Genomic DNA, 16,538 nt, shown 5'->3' with positions numbered 1-16,538 from the left:
ATGTCAGGGTGCCCTGGGCACACCTGTCATTTCCCGTTACCCGGCACGCATACCATGGAGGCTCCGGAATGCCGATTCATACGCATCGCAGTGACGATGGCCAGACCCTGACCATAAAAATTGAAGGGCGTTTCGATTTCAGCACCCATCAGGCGTTTCGTGATGCGTACGAACATGGCGACGAAAAGGTGAGCTGCTTTGTCGTCGATCTTTCGGACACCACCTACCTCGACAGTTCCGCCCTTGGCATGTTGCTGTTGCTGCGTGATTACGCGGGGGGTGACCGTGCCCGGATTCGCATCGAAAACTGCAACAGCGATGTGCGTCGTATTCTGTCAATCTCCAACTTTGAACAATTGTTCGCGATTCGCTGAATCACCCGGGGAAGACGTCACGGAGGCCCGATGTGGATGATCCACTCCCAGAAAACCGGCCACTCCGGATTCTCATTGCCGATGACAGCCACAGTGATCGTCTGATACTCAAAACCCTGTTGCGCCGCCTTGGTCACGAGGTTGAAGACGCCGAAAACGGACTGGAAGCCGTCAATATTTTCCGCAAGTCCGCGCCAGACATCGTCCTGCTGGATGCATTGATGCCGGTTATGGATGGAATGGAGGCCGCCCGCCAGATCAAGGTGCTGGCGGGAGAGCAGTTGGTTCCCCTGATTTTCCTGACATCACTGTCGGACGCCGGCGCCCTGGCTCGTTGCCTGGAGGCTGGCGGCGACGATTTTCTGACCAAACCCTACAATCGCATCATCATTGAAGCCAAGATTAACGCCTTCAATCGCATGCGGTTGATGCACCGCACCCTGAGCCATCACCGGGATCTGATTCGCGAACGCAACAGCACGCTATTGGAAGAGCAGAAGGTTGCGAAGCGGGTGTTTGACAACGTTGCCCATACCGGTTGTCTGGACGCGCCCAATATCCGCTTTCATGCGTCGCCAATGTCAATTTTCAACGGCGACGTGCTGTTCGCCTGTCCACGCCCGGCTGGCGGCATGCAAATACTGATTGGGGATTTCACTGGTCATGGCCTGCCGGCCGCCATCGGCGCCATGCCCGTGGCGGAAATTTTCTACGGCATGACCAGCAAGGGATTCAGTGGCAGCGATGTACTCCGGGAGATCAACCAGAAACTGGGCCGGATACTGCCCACCGGAATGTTCTGTTGTGCAGCCATGATCCAGGCGGATTTTCACCTGAACCAGCTGCAGATCTGGAATGGAGGGCTCCCTGACGGAGTGTTACTGAGAAAGGATGGAGCGCGTGAAACCATTGTTTCACGGCACCTGCCCTTGGGGGTACTCGGCAGTGCACGGTTTGATGCGGGTATGGATGTGTTCCATACCGAGCCGGGTGATACCTTGCTGATGATGACAGACGGTGTGATGGAGGCTGAGAACCATCAGGGTGAGATGTATGGAGAGCAGCGCCTTGCCCGCTCTCTCGACGAAATGAGCCGACAGGGGTCACCGTTTGAAACCATTATGGCCGGCATTCGTACCTTTACCGGAAATCAGCCTGAACAGGACGACCTGACGTTGATCAGCCTGCGAATGGCGGAAGACGCGGAACTGGTTGGTATTTCCGATCGACTGCCCCAGTCCGCACTGGAGGGGCCGTCGGAGTGGCGCTGTGTGTACGAGGTTCAGGATCGAACCCTGGGGCAGTTCAGCCCCCTGCCTTTGCTGCTGCATATCTGCATGGAGGTGCCGGGGCTGCGCAGGAAGAGTGGCGAGATATATACGCTGTTGTCGGAGTTGTACAGCAACGCACTGGAACACGGTGTGCTTGGCTTGTGCTCGGACTGGAAGGCGACACCCGACGGATTCGGGCACTACTACGCTGAACGTGAGCGGAGGCTGGCCGATGTGGCGGGCCACTTTATACGCTTTACGTTGACCCATACCATGACAGACAGGGGCGGGCAGCTGGTTATTGTCTGCGAAGACAGTGGCAGTGGCTTTGATTTCAGCAGTGTGCGTCCGGAGGCCGAAGATGAGCGCCGCTATTCAGGCAGAGGTTTGCTGTTGTTACAAAAAATTGGGCGTTCCCTGAATTACCGGGAACATGGCACCAAGGCTGAAATTGTATATGATTGGTATTTTTCTGAGGTTACTGGCCGTGAGGGCAGTATCACCCAACAACCAGGGGGTTGGTCATGACGGACAAACCACACCTTGATGAAGAAGCGTTGGCCGAGTTGCAGGAAGTCATGGAGAATGAATTCGACATTCTGATCAATACTTACCTCCATGATTCCTCTGACCGTATTGCGCATCTGCGGTCGGCACTGGAAAAATCGGATGCTGACGCGTTCGCAAAATCGGCTCACAGCTTCAAAGGCAGTTGCATCAATATTGGTGCCCCTCGACTGGGCGCACTTTGTTTCGAGGCGGAGAAGGCGGGCCGCGACAATCAATTGTCACAGGCCGGAGCAATGCTCGACGACATCGAGAATGAATTCCGACAGGTTGAGGGCACACTCAAGCGTTTTATTGCGTGACGTGAACGAATGGCATCGCTTTTGCTTTGATACCGTACAGGTGCGCTGAAAAGCAGGATTAGCGCACTGAAAGGGCGTCTGCAGCGTTCAGATTCCACCGTCATCCAGTAAAAGCGGCAAGAGGTTGCCATGTCCCAAATGGTTCTTCCCCAGGCTTCCCCACAGGGTCCACAGGCCGATAACGGTTCGAAAAGCGTCTCAGGCAATCGGGAAAAAAACGGCGATAGTCCGTTTGATTCCGTGTCTCGTGAGGAGCAGCAACGAATCGATCGAAAACAGGCTGAAAAGCGTGATCAGGCTCGGGCCGAGGATACTGGCCGTGCCGACCAGGCCGGCCGGGACAAAAGCGAAAGCAAACCCGCCGATGACCCTGAGGAACCGCGAACCAATGCCCAGGCTGACAACTCGGAGGTTCAGGGCAAGGAAGGGGCTCCGGAAAAACCGACTGCAGAAAAAGAGGAGGCCGCTCCAGCTGGGGATGCTGAGTCTCCATCGTTAGCGGATCAGGAAGCGCCGAAGGAGGTTGTTCCCCTGACATTCGCTGAGCTTCAGGCTCTGCTGATGCCGGCGGGGGGGAACACCACGGCAGTGTCAGGCGGCAACCCGGGTGCCGGTAATGGCGTACTGCCGGGTGTGCAAGCATTTGCCGGAATGATTGCAGGCCTGCCTGGCAATACCGCAGGCAAACAGGCTCTGTCGACAGCGCAGGGAGCTGGTTCAGGCGCTGCGCCGGGCCTGGCATTGACCGACGCTTTGTTGTCGGGTGTAGCAGCAGACGCATCGCGTTCTCAGGAAACCCCATCGCTGCAAGGCGCGGTGCGCTTCCAGGCCGCTGCAGAATTGGCTAACCAGCAGCTGGCCAATCCGAATACGGCAAAGCTGCCTGCAGAGGTCGCCAACTTGCGAGGGTATACCACCTCTATTGATGTACCGGTCAGTCACGCGGAGTGGGGGGACAAGCTCGTCGGAAAGCTGACCTGGCTGACAGCACGAAATATGTCTGTCGCCAAAATACATCTCACACCGCCTGATATGGGGCCCATGGAAGTCAGGGTTCAGGTTCAGCAGGAGCAGGCACACATTACCGTTCATTCCGCCAACCCGGCCGTGCGGGACCAGCTTGAACTGCACAGCCACCGTCTCAGGGACATGCTGAGTGAGCAGGGGCTGTCACTGGACCAGTTTGACGTCAGTGATTCATCGCAGCGGCAAGCCGGCGAGGACAATGCCGGGGAGGGCAGCAAGGATGAGAGGGCAGTACTTGCCGATGGCGGACTGGACGAACAGGATCTTCCATCTGAATCCCTTGATCTGACCTGGAAAGGCGAAGTTGATATCTTCGCCTGACCTCGGCACCCCTTCACCTGATGATTCTGCATCACTCTCCCTTTGCCCATCCTCCCCAGCAACGCTAAACTGCTGTTCTGATAGGGAGGATGGGGTTATCTGGCCCGTCCTTTGCTTAAACCTCTTTATAACCGTTCCGGTTGACGGATTTCTGGCAGACCTACGTTATGGCTGAAAACAATGCGCCCCCTGAGGCGCCGGCAAAGAAAGGCAAGCTCAAACTGATACTGATGCTGACCGTGGTGATTGTTCTGGCGGTCGGGTTGTCAGTCGTTGGTACCATGTGGTTTCTGGGCGGTGGCATCCCGGGCATGGCTGATGCAGAACAGGAAGACAGCTCGGAGCAGGTTGAAGTGTTTGTGCCCAGCACCTACACGGTGCTGGAGAAGGCTCTGGTCACGACAGTGCAGGCCGAAGGGCGGCAACGCTATGCCCAGGTATATCTGGCTTTCGAGGCTCAGGACCCGGCAGCACTGGCTGCGGCCAACCAGCATATGCCGTTGCTTCGCAGCAAACTGATCGGCGTACTCGGTGGCAGGGACTTTAATGAGTTACAGACGCCGGAAGGCCGGAAGGCGCTGGCCGATGATATGCTGGCGACCGTTAACAGCGCGCTAGAACAGGAAGGGGAGCCGCCCTTGCTGGCCGTGCTGTTCAGGAACTTTGTCGTTCAGTAGAGAATGCGTTAGAAATGCATTAGCGATGTACTAGAGACAATCTAGGGCAAGCTAAAGAATGCAACAGCGCCCGCTAGGGCGGACATCACAGGCAGAGAAACGTATGCAGGACTTACTGTCACAGGACGAAATTGACGCGCTCCTCCATGGTGTGGATGACGGCGACATTGATACCTATGATGAAACCGACGAAGCCGGTATCAAGTCCTACGACCTTGCCAGCCAGGACCGCATTGTCCGTGGCAGGATGCCTACGCTGGAAATGATCAACGAGCGTTTCGCCCGCTATACCCGGATCAGCCTGTTCAATCTGTTGCGCCGCAACGCCGATGTGTCCACCGGTGGTGTTCAGATCATGAAGTTCGGCGAGTACATCCACACCCTGTACGTGCCCACTAGCCTCAACCTCTGCAAGGTTCGCCCGCTTCGGGGGACTTCGCTGTTTGTGTTGGATGCCAAGCTGGTTTTCAAGCTGGTGGACAACTTCTTCGGCGGGGAAGGCCGACACGCCAAAATCGAGGGCCGCGAATTTACCCCGACGGAAACCCGTATCGTACAGATGGTGCTTGACCAGGTGTTTCATGACATGCGGGAAGCCTGGCATGCGGTGTTGAAGGTGGATTTCGAGTACCTCAGTTCCGAAGTCAACCCGGCCATGGCCAACATCGTCAGCCCCAGTGAGGTGGTGGTTGTGAGCACCTTCCACATTGAGCTTGATGGTGGTGGTGGCGAGCTGCACATGGCGCTGCCGTACTCCATGATTGAACCCATAAGGGATGTGCTGGACGCTGGCGTCCAGAGCGACATTGACGACGTGGATGAACGCTGGGTCAGTGCGCTTCAGGAAGATATCAAGGACGTGAATGTTCCCATTAACACCACGGTTTGCCGCCGACGCATTTCTCTTCGCGACATTGCCAAACTGAAGGAAGGTGACATCATCCCCGTGGAAATCCCCGAGTTACTGACCCTGACTGCCAATGGCATTCCGGTCTACAAAGCCACGATGGGAACCCGTGATGGCAAGCTGGCGCTAAGGATTCATGACCGGGCGACGGTGCCCAAAGTGAAAAAACAACTGAAGGTGGGACGCAATGGCTGACGACGATAAGAAAGACGAGCAGGAACTCAGCGAAGACGAGAAGCTTGCCGCCGAGTGGGAATCCGCCATGGAAGAGTCGGGGGATGCCGACGAAGATGGCCGCGAGGACGAGTGGGCTGCGGCCATGGCAGAGGCTGGAGAAACCGACGACGATGACGGCAGCGACGACGCCAAAGATAATGTCCGTGCGGCACCTATGGAAGAGTTTCCGGAGGGATCGAACTTCAGCCAGGGCACTGGTCCCGCACCGGACCTGGATGTCATCCTCGATATTCCCGTGACCATTTCCATGGAAGTGGGTAACACCCAGATTCCGATTCGCAACCTGTTGCAGTTGAATCAGGGCTCGGTCATTGAACTGGACCGGCTGGCGGGTGAGCCGCTGGACGTGCTGGTCAATGGCACCCTGATTGCCCACGGCGAAGTGGTCATGGTGAACGAGAAGTTCGGCATCCGCCTGACGGACGTCATCAGCCCCGGCGAACGCATTAAGCGGTTGCAGAAATAGGATGGTGCGGGTGCATCGTTCTGCTGTCCGTTATGGCGTTCCCGGCGTGTTACTGGCGGCCTTTATGCCTGCCTTGACGCGCGCTCAGGAGCAGGAAGGGCCGGCCCGGGAAGTTGCCAGCGCACCGGATACCGTGGCCACCATGCTGACGCTGGGCGTGGGCCTGCTGGCGGTGATTGCCATTATCTTTGGTTGTGCCTGGATTGTGCGTCGCATGAGCGGGATGACGGGCGGCAACACCCGGGCTATCAAGGTGGTCTCGGTGATGCCCATGGGCACGCGTGAGCGGATTGCCCTGGTCGAAGTCGGTGGCAAACAGATTCTGATTGGTGTTACGCCATCGGCCATTCGCACGTTGCATGTGTTTGATGAACCGGTCGTCAGTGCCGGTGATCATGTGTCCAGTGATTTCGCCCGTAAACTCCAGGGCATGATCGGGAAGTCCTGGGGCTCCGGTTCTTCATCGAAGGAAGGTTCCTGACATGGCGGTACCTGTGTCCGGGCGCATCCTGGCGTTACTGACCCTTTTCATTCTTACGGCCTGGGCGCCCACTGCGCTGGCGGATATACCCGGTATTCCGGCCTTTACGGTAACGCCGGGCGAGGAAGAGGGCGTTCAGGAATACTCCGTATCCCTGCAAATCCTGGCGCTGATGACGGCGCTGACGTTCCTGCCTGCCATGCTGATGATGATGACATCGTTCACCCGCATCATCGTGGTGTTCGCAATCCTGCGTCAGGCTCTTGGGCTGCAGTCCACGCCTTCCAACCAGATCCTTCTCGGCCTGACACTGTTCCTGACCATCTTCATCATGAAGCCGGTACTGGAAGAGGTGAACGAAGTGGCTCTGCAGCCGTACATGCAGGAAGAACTCAGCTCGTTGGAGGCGGTTGAGCAGGCCAGTCAGCCCTTCCGGAAGTTCATGCTGGCACAAACCCGGGAAAGTGACTTGGGCCTGTTCATGCGTATCGCCGACGAAGAATACGACACCGCTGAAGACGTTTCCTTTTGGGTGCTGCTGCCGGCCTTCGTGACCAGCGAACTGAAAACCGCGTTCCAGATCGGATTCATCCTGTTTATTCCGTTTCTGATTATCGACATGGTGGTCGCCAGCGTACTGATGGCGATGGGTATGATGATGTTGTCTCCGATCATCATTTCACTACCGTTCAAAATCATGCTGTTTGTGCTGGTGGACGGCTGGGCCCTGATCATGGGCACGCTGGCCGCCAGTTACGGGATATAGGGGAGAGCCGACCATGACACCCGAAACCGTTATCGACATTCTGCGTGAAGCTCTGTGGATGATCGTGCTGTTGGCAAGCCTGATTATTGGGCCAGGCCTGGTGATTGGTCTTGTGGTCAGTACCTTCCAGGCCGCCACCCAGATCAACGAACAGACCCTCAGCTTCCTGCCCCGGCTGCTGGTGACACTGATCACCATTATCGTTGCTGGTCCGTGGATGCTGACCCAGCTCCTTGATCATGCAAACCGGCTGATCACCAGCATTCCTTACCTGATCGGCTGACCCGGCATGCCCACGGAGATATCAGCCGACCTGATCAACCAGTGGGTAGGTCAACACCTGTGGCCGCTGTTCCGGCTGGCCAGCTTCATGATGGTCATTCCCTTTATCGGCACCCAGCTTGTCCCGGCACGGGTTCGTTTAGGGCTCGCTCTTATTATCACTATCCTGGTAGTGCCCATGATCCCGCCCGTGCCCCAGGTGGATGCATTCAGTGCTGACGGGGTTGTGATCACCTTGCAGCAGATCCTCATCGGTGTGGGTATGGGGTTTGCCCTGACGGCCCTGTTCCAGCTGTTTGTTGTGGCCGGCCAGATGATCGCCATGCAAATGGGGCTTGGTTTTGCCTCCATGGTTGATCCGGCCAACGGCGTGAGTGTGCCGGTGCTGGCGCAGATCTACACCATCACCATTACTTTGCTGTATCTGGCGATGAACGGGCACCTGGTGGCGTTCGAAGTTTTCATAGAGAGCTTCCGTACCATCCCCATTGGCCTGGAAGGTTTGGGGCAGACTGGTGTGTGGCAGCTTGCCCATCGCATCAGCTGGATATTTGTGTCCGCTATATTGCTGGCCCTTCCTGCTGTCACTGCCGTGTTTATCGTGAATATTTCCTTTGGGGTTATGACACGTGCTGCTCCCCAGATGAACATTTTTGCCCTGGGTTTTCCGATTGGCCTGATTTTTGGATTATTTGCCATATGGGTGCTGCACGCCAATTTTCTGCCACATTTCGAGCAGTACACCCGGGAGACGTTTGAGTTCATGCGCAACCTGCAAGGGCAGCCTTAGTAGCGACGGAAAACCATGGCCGAAGAAAACGACAACAGCCAGGAAAAAACCGAAGAGGCCACCCCCCGAAGGCTTGAGAAAGCCAGGGAGGACGGCCAGACTGCGCGTTCCAAGGAACTGGCGACCATGGCTGTTCTGTTGGCTGGTGCCGGCGGCCTGCTGATGTTTGGCGCGTCAATGGGCGCTTCCCTGGAAAGTATCATGCGCGACAGCTTCGTGTTGGAGCGCTCCGCCATCTTCGACACCCGGCATATGAGCGTCCAGCTGATTGCCTCCACCAAGGAGGCCGCCCTGTCCCTGGCGCCCTTGCTGATCCTCTTGCTCGTCGCTGCAGTCGCGGGCTCGATTGGTATTGGTGGTCTGCTGGTCAGCGGAAAAGCCATCGCCCCCAAGCTCAATAGAATGGACCCTCTCAAAGGTCTCAAGCGCATGTTCTCCATGCGTTCGCTGATTGAACTGGTCAAAGCCATCTTGAAAGTCGGCCTGGTGATGGCGGTAGCGATCCTGATATTGAACCTGCGTACGGATGACCTGCTTAGCATCGCTGAAGAGCCTGCGAGATCGGCCATGGAGCATGTTGTGTGGACCATGGCCTGGAGTTTTTTCATCCTTGCCTGTGCCACCATCGTCATTGCCGCGATCGACGTGCCGTTCCAGATCTTTGATCACCAGAAAAAGCTGCGCATGACCAAGCAGGAGGTGAAAGACGAATACAAGGATACGGAAGGCAAGCCGGAAGTGAAGGGCAAGATCCGTCAGTTGCAGCGTGAGATGGCTCAGCGTCGGATGATGCAGGATGTCCCGGGCGCGGATGTGGTGATCACTAACCCGACGCATTATGCGGTGGCGTTGAAGTACGATCAAAAGAAGATGGCGGCGCCGATTGTGGTGGCGAAAGGGTCGGACGAAACGGCTTTCAAGATCATGGAGATTGCCCGCGAGAACAAGGTGGAGATTCTCCGCACGCCGCCTTTGGCGCGGGCGGTTTACCACAACACTGACATCGGGGGTGAAATCCCGGATGGTCTGTACATGGCGATCGCCCAGGTGCTTGCCTATGTGTTCCAGCTTCGTCAATTCCGTAAGGGACGGGGCGAGAAGCCCCAGATGCCGAAGTTTCCGATTCCTTCGGATTTGCGGCGCGATGTGTAGCTTGGTGCTGGCCTGCTGTCCTTTGCCTGCTGCCTAGCCTGATGGTTTGGGGGAGGTGGCTCTGCGGGTGGGCTGCCCAAAACACGCTCCTTCGGCACATCCATGTGACGCTTGGACTCCGCCATCCATGGCTCCGTACAGTTCTGGGCAGCCCACCCGCAGAGCCACTTCTGTCATCACAGATATCGCAATAGGACCAATCTGATTACTTACTTTGCTTGCGATATCGATGTTGCCCGAGAGGGTGTGGGGAAGGGACTCCCAAAAACGTGGAGCGCCATGGATGGCGCGACCGAGCCCTACAGGGACGTATTCACGGGCGTTTTTTGGGAGTCCCTTTCGCACACCCGCTAACGCCAAACCGGAAGGCTGAAAGCAGGTTACACCGAGGCCTCAATAACCCGAACCATAGGATCACGGCGGCTCTCCGGAATTGGGAGTTGGCCGTAGAGGTCAGCAGGGTTGTGGACGGTAACGGAGGGAAAGCCGCAAGCACCGAAGTGCTCAGCCGCTTGTTGGTCGTCCAGGAAATGGAAGCTGACATCACTGCGGGTAACGGTGCTTAGTAGTCCGCCGAGGGATTTCAGGGCACCGCGTAACAGCGGCTGGTTAGGCATCAGGTAGCTATCGGACAGATAGACCGAACCCGGGCGCTGTTGCAGCAGTGCCGCCAGGCGTTTCCAGAATTCGGAAATAACCGGCAAGGAAAAATAACTGGTCAGTCCTTCGGTGACGACAACCACCGGTTCTTTGCTGTCGAACGCTCTCGCGAAAACCGCCTCCAGTGTCTGTTCACCGGATTCCGCCAGGATATCGATGGGCATTACCTGATGGTGATCGCCCAGGCGGCCGGATACCAGGAGTCGTGCGGCTTTTTTGGTGGCCATGTCAGGGAGGTCGGCTTCCACCATATGGAGGTGTGGGTGCTTTTCCCGCAAGCGGATGCCCCTTGGAGACATTCCGCAGGCAATTTCCAGAACCTGGGTGACGCCACGTTCGAGGGCCTGTTCGATCAGGTGATCGATGATCAGGTGGCGCTGCAGCAGGAAGGTGCGGATGTTGCCGCCGATGAGTGTTTTGCTGCCGACCTCGAAGGGCGTCATCAGGTGATACAGCCAGCGCCCCTGATCCGTCGCAAGCACGTCGTCGGAAAGGCCGTACCGGTGCCATACGGCACCGGTATAGAGGGCGGTAAAGCTGATGCCGGAGCTGTCAGCCATTTTCATGGGTCGGCCGTCAGTGGGTGTCTTTCTCATGAATCCTTGCGCCCCATGCTTCGCCTTTGCCTGGCAGGATCAGGTTGAGGGCTATGGCAACCACCGCGCAAAGGGCGATGCCCTCCAGGTTACCAATCGCCATGCCACCAATCCCGAAGACCAGAGTGACGGCAACGATGACCAGGTTGCGTGCCTGCGACAGGTCGACCTGGTGACGAATCAGGGTATTCAGACCGACAACGGCAATAGAGCCGAACAGCAGGCACAGGATGCCGCCCATCACCGGCGCCGGGATGGTTTGCAATGCTGCGCCGAACTTGCCGATGAACGCCAGCACGATGGCAATGCACGCCGCCCAGATCATGACTTTGGGATTAAAGTTCTTGGTCAGCACCACCGCGCCCGTAACCTCTGAATAGGTGGTGTTGGGTGGGCCACCAAGGGCTGAGGCAGCACTAGTGGCAAGGCCATCGCCCAGCAGGGTGCGGTGCAGGCCGGGCTTCTCCAGATAGTTTTTGCGGGTAACGGTACCGATGGCGAGGATGTCGCCAATGTGTTCAATGGCCGGTGCGATGGCCACGGGAATCATGAACAGGATGGCTGCCCAGCTGAACTCCGGCGCCACAAAGTTGGGGATGGCGAACCAGGGCGCGTTGGTGATGGGTGACAGGTCCACGATGCCGGCAAAGGCCGACAGAATGTACCCGACAATAATGCCGAACATGATCGGGATCAGGCGGAAGATGCCGCTGGACCAGACCGCCATAATCACGGTCACGGCCAGGGAGATCATCGCAATCCAGATAGCGGTGTCGTAGGGCACCAGTTGTTGCGCGCCATCACCGGTGCGGCCAGAAGCCATGTGGACAGCCACCGGCGCCAGGCCAAGGCCGATGACCATGATCACCGGACCGATGACCACCGGGGGCAGCAGGCGGGTGATGAAACCGGTACCGCGCAGACGTACCGCGCCACTCAAAATGATATAGAGGATGCCCGCAGCCATCAGGCCACCGAGTGTCTCCTCAAGGCCGAAGCGCCCCTTGGCGGCAATGATCGGGGCGATAAAGGCGAAGGATGAAGCCAGGAAAATGGGAATCTGGCCGCCGGTGACGATGTGGAAAATCAGCGTGCCAATACCGGCGGTGAACAACGCAACGTTGGGGTCGAGGCCGGTAATCAGAGGCATCAGTACCAGTGCGCCAAAAGCCACCAGCAGCATCTGTGAGCCGGCAATGGCCTGTTTCCAGACCGGGTCGGTGCTATGGTCCTGCATGATTAAACGTCCTTCTGCTTGGTGCCGAAGATTTTGTCGCCGGCGTCGCCAAGCCCCGGAAGGATGTAGCCTTTTTCATTCAGCCTGTCATCGATTGATGCGGTGTAGATCGACACATCTGGATGTTTCTCCAGCACCTTTTCCACGCCTTCCGGCGCTGCAACCAGAACCAGGGCGCGGATCTCGTTGCTACCGGCTTTCTTCAGCAGGTCGATGGTAGAGATCATGGAACCGCCGGTGGCCAGCATGGGGTCGATGATCATCGCCATGCGCTCATCCAGTTCGCCTACCAGCTTTTCAAGATAGGTGCTGGCTTCCAGGGTTTCCTCGTTGCGTACCTGGCCCACGACGCTTACCCGGGCACCAGGAATCAGGGTGAGCACGCCGTCCAGCATACCCAGGCCGGCCCGCAGGATTGGCACGATGGTGATTTTCTTGCCCTGGATCTGTTCAATTTCCACCGGGCCCGCCCAGCCTTCAATAGTTTTCTTCTGCAGCGAGAAGTCTTTGGTGGCCTCGTACGTCAACAGGGCACCGACTTCCTGAGCCAGCTCCCGGAAATTCTTGGTGCTGATGTCTGAGCGGCGCATCAGGCCGAGTTTATGGCGGATAAGGGGGTGCTTGACCTCGTGAATTGGCATGGGCTCACCTTTGCGTCTGGGTCGATGATGTGGTTGTGGGCGCAGTAAAGACGCCAGCAAATGGCGCAAGGATACCGTATCTTGCCGAGTCCGTCAGGCGCGGTGACAAGAAAAGCCGTAAGGGGTGGTACGGATCTTGCGAATACCCCGTCAAACGATGCGTCTGCGTCAAAAAAACGACCCGCACACCCCTGCGGTTTACCGCCAATCGGAGAGTTTCCCGGCATGGACCGAGCGCTAGTCCTCAATAATGTCAAATCCCTGACGCGGGGTAATATCGGCATTCCCGTGATGTTGATGGGATTGCTGGGCATGATGATTCTGCCCATGCCGGCGTTCATGCTGGACGTTTTCTTCACCTTCAACATCACCTTGTCGATCGTGATCCTGCTGGTGTGTGTCTACGCCTTGCGGCCGATGGAGTTTGCCTCTTTTCCGACAGTGTTGTTGGTGGCAACACTGTTGAGGCTGGCGCTCAACGTTGCCTCCACGCGGATTGTTCTGCTCAACGGCCATGAGGGCGGTGATGCGGCCGGTAAGGTGATCGAATCGTTCGGCGCGGTCCTCATCGGCGGTAACTACGCGGTTGGCCTGGTGGTCTTCGCCATTCTCATGATCATCAACTTCCTGGTGGTCACCAAAGGTGCCGGCCGGGTGTCTGAAGTCAGCGCGCGTTTCACCCTGGATGCCATGCCGGGTAAGCAGATGGCTATCGATGCCGACCTTAATGCCGGTCTTATCAACCAGGAAGAAGCCAAGCATCGCCGGGCTGAAATCGCCCAGGAGGCCGATTTCTACGGCTCCATGGACGGCGCCAGTAAATTCGTCAAGGGCGACGCCATTGCCGGCCTGTTGATCCTGGCCATCAACCTGATCGGTGGCATTGCCATCGGTATGCTTCAGCACAGTCTCGATTTTGGTACCGCTACACAGAACTATGCACTACTGACCATTGGTGACGGCCTGGTGGCACAGATTCCGTCACTGCTGCTGTCGACGTCTGCAGCGATCATGGTTACCCGGGTAACGTCCAGCCAGGACATGGGCGGGCAGATACTGCAACAAATGTTCAACGCTCCCAAGGCGCTGGGTATCGCTGCCGTTATCCTCATCATCCTTGGCCTGATTCCTGGCATGCCGCACGTGGCATTCCTTGGTCTGGGCGCGATTGCCGGTGGTATTGCCTGGTACATATGGCAGCAGGAGCGCCAGACCGTTGAGGAAGATGGTGTGTTCCCGGTCCGGGGCGGTGGTGCCCGTCCGGCAGGCCCGGGGCGCGACCTGCCGCCCGGTGGTGAGGGCGGTGAACACAGTGCCCAGCTGCCGCCGCCGGGGGAAACCCGGGAACTCGGTTGGGACGATGTGGCCACCGTGGATGTCGTGGGCCTGGAGGTGGGCTATCGCCTGATTCCCCTGGTGGATAAGTCCCAGGGTGGTCAGCTTCTCAGCCGCATCAAGGGCGTTCGCAAAAAGCTCTCACAGGATCTGGGCTTCCTGATGCCTTCGGTCCATATTCGCGACAACCTCGACCTGATGCCCAATGTTTATCGCATCACCCTGATGGGGGTGACCATTGCCGAGGCAGAAATCCATCCGGACCGTGAACTGGCGATAGACCCAGGTCAGGTGTTCGGCAAGATCGAGGGGATAGAGGGCAAAGACCCCGCCTTTGGCCTGGACGCCAGTTGGATCGAACCGGACAAGAAAGACCAGGCACAGACCCTCGGTTATACCGTCGTGGACGCCAGTACCGTAGTGGCAACACACCTCAACCAGATCCTCCAGAAACACGCCCACGAACTGCTTGGCCATGAGGAAGTCCAGAAGTGGCTGGAACAGCTCGAGAAAGTATCTCCAAAGCTGGCGGAAGAACTGGTACCCACCACCATTTCCATCAGCCTGCTGCTGAAGGTGCTGCAGAACCTGCTGAAAGAGGAAGTGCCGATCCGTGACATGCGCTCTATTGCCGAAGCGATCGTGAACGTTCATCCGAAGAGCCAGGACCCGAAGCTGCTGACCACGGTTGCCCGCCAGTCACTGCGCCGGATGATTGTCCAGAGTATCTGTGGCAACGACACAGAGATCCCGGTGATCACTCTGGATCCAGACTTGGAACAGTTATTGCTGAAGTCCATGCAGCAGAGTCAACAATCCGGCGGTCAGGAAGACATCGGGCTGGTGCTGGAGCCAAATATGGTTGAGAAGCTTCAGCGGTCGCTCCAGGACAGCGTTCAGCGCCAGGAGATGCTGGGCAAGCCGGCGATTCTATTGGTTTCAGGGCCCTTGCGCCCGGTACTGGCGAAGTTTGCCAGCTACGGAGTAGAGCGTCTGCATGTACTGTCGTACCAGGAAATTCCGGATAACAAACAGATCACTATTGTCGCATCCGTCGGTCAGTAAAGGCCGCGGCTGGAAAGGCGGAAGGCGCTGGAAAGCGCTGACCGGGGAGGAAGCATCATTATGAAAGTTAAGCGGTTTTTTGCCCAAAGCATGGCAGAGGCACTGCGTCAGGTGCGGGATCAGATGGGTCCCGATGCCGTAATCCTTTCCAATCGTCGTGTGGATGGTGGCGTCGAAATTGTGACAGCGCTCGATTATGACGAAAATATGGCGCGCCAACGCCTCGGTGACGCTGCGCGGGAAGCCACCAATGGCTCACGACTGGCCGAAATGCAGGCGGAACAGCATCGCCGCCTGGAGGACGAACTCGGCCGCTCTCGCGATCGTATTCGGGAAGTGCGGGAAAAGCGCGCGACCTATGGTAATGCGGTTGGGGGTGGGGACTTCGGCCACGCTGGCTTGTCGAAAGAATCGCTGGCCGACGATGACATGGTGGTTGAAGAGCCTACCGCTGCCTATTCCGGAGAACTGGCGCAAATGCGTGCGGAGATCAGTTCCCTTCGTGACCTGGTCAGTGCCCGGAATGGCGGTGAACCCGAACAAACAGCGGTGAACGCAGTACAGCAGAGGCTGTCTGAGAGGTTGCAGGAGTTTGGTCTCGGGCTGGAGCTCGCCAACTCTCTGTCCCGGCGCCACCGCGCAGGCCGGCTTGAGGATGGCTGGAAGCAGTCTCTGAAAATGCTGGCCGCCGGTGTGAAGACCGCGCGTACTGAATGGGCGGATGAGGGCGGTGTCTACGCCCTGGTGGGCCCAACCGGGTCCGGCAAGACGACGACCATCGGCAAGCTGGCCGCGCACTATGTGCTGCGCCACGGCGCCGACTCTCTGGCGCTGGTCACCACCGATCGCTATCGGGTCGCGGCCCATGAGCAACTATTTGTGTTCGGGCGCATACTGAACGTTCCGGTTCGGGTTGTGGACGAAACCCATTCCCTGGACGACATACTGGACGAACTGTCGGACCGGCACCTGGTGTTGATTGATACCGCTGGCCTGACCAGCACCGACAAGGGCTACGAGGAGCAGCTTATGGAGCTGGCTCGCAGTCACCATCGGATTCGAACCCATCTGGTGGTTTCGGCAACCAGTCAGCCGCGCATCATGAAATCCGTTTGGCATTGCTATAAGATGGCAAATCTTACGGGTTGTGTGATGACCAAAATCGATGAAGCACTGACCCTGGGTGAATCGCTGGGATTCGTCATGGAAACGGGATTGCCGGTGGCGTATTACACCGACGGGCAGAAAATCCCGGAAGACCTGCACCACGCTGAGTCCATTCCGCTGGTGCGGTTGGCCGTGGAGAGGCTGAAGAAACTCCAGCAGCAACAGGCAGTCGCTGTTTAAAAACAACACAGCCTGCGGTTAAACGCGGCAAGAGATCA

The 16,538-nt window shown here is 57.6% G+C and carries 17 protein-coding genes; 14 read left to right on the top strand and 3 right to left on the bottom strand.

What is annotated here, in order from left to right; translation table 11 throughout:
* Nucleotides 1–68 precede the first annotated feature (68 nt).
* From JJO78_RS11130 to flhB, 12 genes are all read left to right on the top strand, one after another.
* Nucleotides 69–374 carry an STAS domain-containing protein gene (locus JJO78_RS11130; RefSeq protein ID WP_036204837.1) on the top strand — a complete coding sequence of 102 codons (306 nt, stop codon included), beginning with the start codon at nucleotides 69–71 and terminating at the stop codon, nucleotides 372–374.
* Between the two features lie 32 nt (nucleotides 375–406).
* A complete protein-coding gene (locus JJO78_RS11125) occupies nucleotides 407–2,173 on the top strand; it encodes an ATP-binding SpoIIE family protein phosphatase (RefSeq protein ID WP_036204839.1) in 1,767 nt (588 codons plus the stop codon).
* Nucleotides 2,170–2,514: an Hpt domain-containing protein gene (locus JJO78_RS11120; RefSeq protein ID WP_151982549.1), complete on the top strand. Its 345-nt coding sequence runs from the start codon at nucleotides 2,170–2,172 to the stop codon at nucleotides 2,512–2,514. Before JJO78_RS11125 ends, JJO78_RS11120 begins: the two co-directional genes overlap by 4 nt.
* A 129-nt stretch (nucleotides 2,515–2,643) precedes the next feature.
* Nucleotides 2,644–3,861, top strand: a complete 1,218-nt coding sequence (locus JJO78_RS11115) for a flagellar hook-length control protein FliK (RefSeq protein WP_273623696.1) — start codon at nucleotides 2,644–2,646, stop codon at nucleotides 3,859–3,861.
* A gap of 167 nt (nucleotides 3,862–4,028) precedes the next feature.
* Nucleotides 4,029–4,538: a flagellar basal body-associated FliL family protein gene (locus JJO78_RS11110; RefSeq protein ID WP_036204845.1), complete on the top strand. Its 510-nt coding sequence runs from the start codon at nucleotides 4,029–4,031 to the stop codon at nucleotides 4,536–4,538.
* 103 nt (nucleotides 4,539–4,641) lie between these two features.
* Entirely contained in the window at nucleotides 4,642–5,640 is a 999-nt protein-coding gene (gene fliM / locus JJO78_RS11105) for a flagellar motor switch protein FliM (RefSeq protein ID WP_007155171.1), read from the top strand.
* Entirely contained in the window at nucleotides 5,633–6,148 is a 516-nt protein-coding gene (gene fliN, locus JJO78_RS11100; protein WP_036204846.1) for a flagellar motor switch protein FliN, read from the top strand. The genes fliM and fliN overlap by 8 nt, the downstream gene beginning before the upstream one ends.
* Nucleotides 6,149–6,212: 64 nt before the next feature.
* Nucleotides 6,213–6,629: a flagellar biosynthetic protein FliO gene (fliO, locus tag JJO78_RS11095; RefSeq protein ID WP_151983130.1), complete on the top strand. Its 417-nt coding sequence runs from the start codon at nucleotides 6,213–6,215 to the stop codon at nucleotides 6,627–6,629.
* A gap of 1 nt (nucleotide 6,630) precedes the next feature.
* A complete protein-coding gene (gene fliP / locus JJO78_RS11090) occupies nucleotides 6,631–7,395 on the top strand; it encodes a flagellar type III secretion system pore protein FliP (protein WP_051946660.1) in 765 nt (254 codons plus the stop codon).
* A 13-nt stretch (nucleotides 7,396–7,408) separates the two neighbouring features.
* On the top strand, nucleotides 7,409–7,678 hold the full coding sequence (gene fliQ / locus JJO78_RS11085; RefSeq protein WP_007155167.1) for a flagellar biosynthesis protein FliQ: 270 nt from the start codon (nucleotides 7,409–7,411) through the stop codon (nucleotides 7,676–7,678).
* A 6-nt stretch (nucleotides 7,679–7,684) separates the two neighbouring features.
* Nucleotides 7,685–8,467 (top strand): flagellar biosynthetic protein FliR, encoded by a 783-nt coding sequence (gene fliR / locus JJO78_RS11080; RefSeq protein ID WP_036204848.1) that lies wholly within the window; start codon nucleotides 7,685–7,687, stop codon nucleotides 8,465–8,467.
* Nucleotides 8,468–8,482: 15 nt separating this feature from the next.
* A complete protein-coding gene (flhB, locus tag JJO78_RS11075; RefSeq protein ID WP_036204851.1) occupies nucleotides 8,483–9,619 on the top strand; it encodes a flagellar biosynthesis protein FlhB in 1,137 nt (378 codons plus the stop codon).
* A gap of 380 nt (nucleotides 9,620–9,999) precedes the next feature.
* On the opposite strand, the gene JJO78_RS11070 is transcribed toward flhB, so the two are convergent.
* Genes JJO78_RS11070 through upp form a run of 3 tightly spaced genes read right to left on the bottom strand, consistent with a single transcriptional unit; the run spans nucleotide 10,000 to nucleotide 12,753 of the window.
* Complete coding sequence (locus JJO78_RS11070; RefSeq protein ID WP_226909936.1) at nucleotides 10,000–10,875, bottom strand: class I SAM-dependent methyltransferase; 876 nt, start codon at nucleotides 10,873–10,875, stop codon at nucleotides 10,000–10,002.
* Nucleotides 10,856–12,112, bottom strand: a complete 1,257-nt coding sequence (locus JJO78_RS11065) for a uracil-xanthine permease family protein (RefSeq protein WP_007153962.1) — start codon at nucleotides 12,110–12,112, stop codon at nucleotides 10,856–10,858. Before JJO78_RS11065 ends, JJO78_RS11070 begins: the two co-directional genes overlap by 20 nt.
* Nucleotides 12,113–12,114: 2 nt before the next feature.
* Nucleotides 12,115–12,753 (bottom strand): uracil phosphoribosyltransferase, encoded by a 639-nt coding sequence (gene upp, locus JJO78_RS11060; RefSeq protein WP_036204856.1) that lies wholly within the window; start codon nucleotides 12,751–12,753, stop codon nucleotides 12,115–12,117.
* A 225-nt stretch (nucleotides 12,754–12,978) separates the two neighbouring features.
* Between upp and flhA the strand changes: the two genes are divergently transcribed.
* Nucleotides 12,979–15,153 (top strand): flagellar biosynthesis protein FlhA, encoded by a 2,175-nt coding sequence (flhA, locus tag JJO78_RS11055; RefSeq protein WP_036204858.1) that lies wholly within the window; start codon nucleotides 12,979–12,981, stop codon nucleotides 15,151–15,153.
* 60 nt (nucleotides 15,154–15,213) lie between these two features.
* Nucleotides 15,214–16,500, top strand: coding sequence for a flagellar biosynthesis protein FlhF (gene flhF, locus JJO78_RS11050; protein WP_151982545.1), 1,287 nt, complete (start codon nucleotides 15,214–15,216; stop codon nucleotides 16,498–16,500).
* Nucleotides 16,501–16,538 lie beyond the last annotated feature (38 nt).

The organism is Marinobacter sp. DS40M6, assembly GCF_028581595.1.
Lineage (GTDB): Bacteria > Pseudomonadota > Gammaproteobacteria > Pseudomonadales > Oleiphilaceae > Marinobacter > Marinobacter salarius.
The sequence above is the reverse complement of the archived record's forward strand: the minus strand, read 5'-3'. Positions and strand labels throughout refer to the sequence as shown.

Bases quoted from the DNA above. Each gene is read 5' to 3' on its own strand.
- fliM (WP_007155171.1), top strand. From the start codon at position 4,642: ATGCAGGACTTACTGTCACAGGACGAAATTGACGCGCTCCTCCATGGT.
- fliR (WP_036204848.1), top strand. From the start codon at position 7,685: ATGCCCACGGAGATATCAGCCGACCTGATCAACCAGTGGGTAGGTCAA.
- upp (WP_036204856.1), bottom strand. From the start codon at position 12,753: ATGCCAATTCACGAGGTCAAGCACCCCCTTATCCGCCATAAACTCGGC.
- flhB (WP_036204851.1), top strand. From the start codon at position 8,483: ATGGCCGAAGAAAACGACAACAGCCAGGAAAAAACCGAAGAGGCCACC.
- JJO78_RS11070 (WP_226909936.1), bottom strand. From the start codon at position 10,875: ATGAGAAAGACACCCACTGACGGCCGACCCATGAAAATGGCTGACAGC.
- JJO78_RS11110 (WP_036204845.1), top strand. From the start codon at position 4,029: ATGGCTGAAAACAATGCGCCCCCTGAGGCGCCGGCAAAGAAAGGCAAG.
- fliN (WP_036204846.1), top strand. From the start codon at position 5,633: ATGGCTGACGACGATAAGAAAGACGAGCAGGAACTCAGCGAAGACGAG.
- flhA (WP_036204858.1), top strand. From the start codon at position 12,979: ATGGACCGAGCGCTAGTCCTCAATAATGTCAAATCCCTGACGCGGGGT.
- JJO78_RS11115 (WP_273623696.1), top strand. From the start codon at position 2,644: ATGTCCCAAATGGTTCTTCCCCAGGCTTCCCCACAGGGTCCACAGGCC.
- fliP (WP_051946660.1), top strand. From the start codon at position 6,631: ATGGCGGTACCTGTGTCCGGGCGCATCCTGGCGTTACTGACCCTTTTC.
- JJO78_RS11130 (WP_036204837.1), top strand. From the start codon at position 69: ATGCCGATTCATACGCATCGCAGTGACGATGGCCAGACCCTGACCATA.
- flhF (WP_151982545.1), top strand. From the start codon at position 15,214: ATGAAAGTTAAGCGGTTTTTTGCCCAAAGCATGGCAGAGGCACTGCGT.
- JJO78_RS11120 (WP_151982549.1), top strand. From the start codon at position 2,170: ATGACGGACAAACCACACCTTGATGAAGAAGCGTTGGCCGAGTTGCAG.
- fliO (WP_151983130.1), top strand. From the start codon at position 6,213: ATGCCTGCCTTGACGCGCGCTCAGGAGCAGGAAGGGCCGGCCCGGGAA.
- JJO78_RS11065 (WP_007153962.1), bottom strand. From the start codon at position 12,112: ATGCAGGACCATAGCACCGACCCGGTCTGGAAACAGGCCATTGCCGGC.
- fliQ (WP_007155167.1), top strand. From the start codon at position 7,409: ATGACACCCGAAACCGTTATCGACATTCTGCGTGAAGCTCTGTGGATG.